The organism is Okeania sp. SIO2F4 (assembly GCF_010672385.1).
Classification (GTDB): Bacteria; Cyanobacteriota; Cyanobacteriia; order Cyanobacteriales; family Microcoleaceae; genus Trichodesmium.
On the sequence record NZ_JAAHGT010001293.1, the window covers coordinates 1 to 1,901 of the forward strand.

Here is a 1,901-nt window from a genome sequence, read left to right on the forward strand (position 1 = left end):
TTAGGTACTCGCTTCCAAGAATATTGGGATGCTGCTCGCATTCCTCTGCGCCATCATTATATTATTTGTGGGTTTGGTGGAATTGGTTTACATATTGCCCAGCAACTTGTTGCTAGTGGTTATGAAGTAGTAATAATAGAACGTAATCCTAACTGTCGATTTCTCAATACTGCCAGATCGATGAAAATACCTGTAATTGAGGGAGATGCAAGTTTATCTACGACCTTAGAAGTTGCCAATATTGAAAAAGCTGAAGCTCTATTAGCTGTAACTGGTAATGATATTGTTAATTTAGAAATTGCTCTGAGTGCGAAAGGTCTTGTACCGAAAATACCAGTTGTCGTGAGAAATCAAGACCCGCACTTAGCTCTAATGGTGCAACAAGTCTTTGAATTTGAGTCTGTACTTAGTCCGACAGAATTAGCAGCTCCTGCTTTTGCTGCTGCAGCGATCGGCGGTAGAATTTTGGGCAATGGAATTACGGCAGATAGTTTGTGGGTAGCATTAGCTACTTTAATTACACCAGGACATCCTTTCTGTGGCAAAGTTACTCAAGACGCCGCTCACAGTGCTGACTTTGTACCCTTGTATATAGAAAGCAACGGTCAAGAAATCCATGGTTGGGATTTGTTGAGTGCGACTTTGAACTCTGGTGATGTCTTGTACTTAACGATGCCAGCTAATAGACTAGACCAACTCTGGAGAAATGCGCCTATACAACTAATAAGTAATGCGGTTGAATAGTTTAATAATCCACTAAATAGATAGATCGGAAGGTTTTGAAATGTGTCGTTTTTCTGATCCTGGGTTTTACTCAGGAGCTTTAAACTTTCCGTAATTCCGTAATTAAGTGGGTAGTTCAATAATTAATAATTAATAATTAATAATTACCTCTTCTTAAAACATTGAGGATTGGTTAAAAAGGAAATTTTTTTCTTCTCAAGGGGAGATTGGATATGGCGAGGAGACCTCGCCATCCCTCGACCGCTTTTTTCTCCACGGCGAGTGAGAGGCTTTAAACCTTTATTTCTCGGTCAAATTATTTGGGTAGTCCTGCATGGTAATGGTGAGGATATATATTTTTTAATTTCTCCGAGACTCCCCATCTCCCCATCCCCCCATCTTCCCATCTCCCTACACTCCCGGTGCTTCCTTTACCATTACGCGAGCACCACCACCATTATTTGTATTATTTATTACTCAGGTATATTTTATGTTCCTTGTTTCCAGATCCGGTATTTCCTAGCTCCACTGGGGTTGCATATTATAGAATGATAATAGATTTTCAACTGTACATACATAATATTAAGGAAAGAGCTATCCAAAAATATCAAATATTCGGATTTCGTCATTCCTGATTGTGCAACACCCCTACCTCCACTAAATGTTAAATTAATTTAATACAAGTACTTATAATTAGATTCTGCATAAGTTGTTGCAATAAGTAATGTGGAATCATAACAGTCATTTCCATAGCTATCTGTTACACTAACTTCCCAATGTAGGTTGTGGGTTGGGCAAGTTTCCATGGAAACTTGCCGAGCGGTCAGAGTGGATGCAGTTGATTTTTGATATTATGGTCTTACAAGAGGCATCAAATCGCAATACTGCTCCCAATATTTCTGACAAATACTCTCCAATTAGTTGGAGCTACTGGTGTGTCTAGACTAAAATTGTGGGTGTTTGAGCAAGCAACGAGGGAAGACCTCTCCCCCAACCCCTCTCCTGATGAGTGAGAGGGGAGAAATCCCCCCCCCCCTTTCAAAGCTATGGTTTAAACATCTTTACTTGAGATAAAACGTAGACATTAGATAGAAGTTATGTGTAAGTCATTTGAAAGGCTTTTTCTCAGAAAAGTGTATTGAATTAGACATAAAGAAGTGAGAAATGTAGACAAAATT

The 1,901-nt window shown here is 39.2% G+C and carries 1 protein-coding gene; it reads left to right on the top strand.

Annotation, left to right across the window (positions count from 1 at the left end; genetic code table 11):
- On the top strand, positions 1-744 hold a 744-nt coding region (locus F6K22_RS39790; RefSeq protein WP_293110569.1), incomplete at its 5' end, for a potassium channel family protein.
- Positions 745-1,901: the final 1,157 nt, after the last annotated feature.